This window comes from Microbispora sp. CL1-1, assembly GCF_012034195.1.
Classification (GTDB): domain Bacteria; phylum Actinomycetota; class Actinomycetes; order Streptosporangiales; family Streptosporangiaceae; genus Microbispora.
On the sequence record NZ_JAATEK010000163.1, the window covers coordinates 1 to 695 of the forward strand.

A 695-nucleotide genomic window follows, 5' to 3' on the forward strand; every position below is an offset into this window, starting at 1 on the left:
GTCAGCGACCACTGCGCAGACCTCGGCGACAGCGCCCCCAGCGACTACGCCCCCGACACCACCGGGACCACTGACGAGCCGGGCCAGGCCGACGACACCGCCGACCATGTCGAAAACGCGCGGGACGCCGAGGGCTTCGAACAAGGCCAGGACCACACCGGCGCCCCTGCACCCGCCGAGGCCGATGACACCGGCGACCACCTCGCGGACCTCAGCGACAGCGCCCCCAGCGGCCACACTCACCACGCGACCGGAAACCCCGAGGCCCCGAACGAGACCGTTGCCACCGGCGACTGCGACGGCGACGCCGAAAGCACCGACTCCGCAACGGGCTCTCCCTATGCGACGAGCGGACTTCGCGACGAGGAGGCTCGCGACTGTGGAGCCGGTGAGCGGCGGCCCGGCGAGTGCGAGCCGCGCGACACCGCAAGCACCGCCGCTGTCGAGAGCGACCACACCGCGAACGCCAACTCCGCCGAAGACGACAACACCACGAGCACCAGCTCTGCCGAGAGCGACGAGACCGCGCCCACCAAGGGCGATTGCTGCGACCGCGCCGCGACTCAGTCTGGAGCACCGCACGCCACGCGGGGCGGCTCCGCATGGCCTGCCGACGGTGGCGCGCATTGGCACACAGCACCTTCGGACACAGCGTCTTCGGGCGGGACGGCTTCGGATGCGCCGCCATCGCAGGC

Annotated in this window: 1 protein-coding gene; it reads left to right on the top strand. The window is 71.9% G+C overall.

What is annotated here, in order from left to right:
* Nucleotides 1-695 (top strand): hypothetical protein (locus tag HCK04_RS40425; protein WP_168066709.1); only part of this gene is annotated, 695 nt, incomplete at both ends.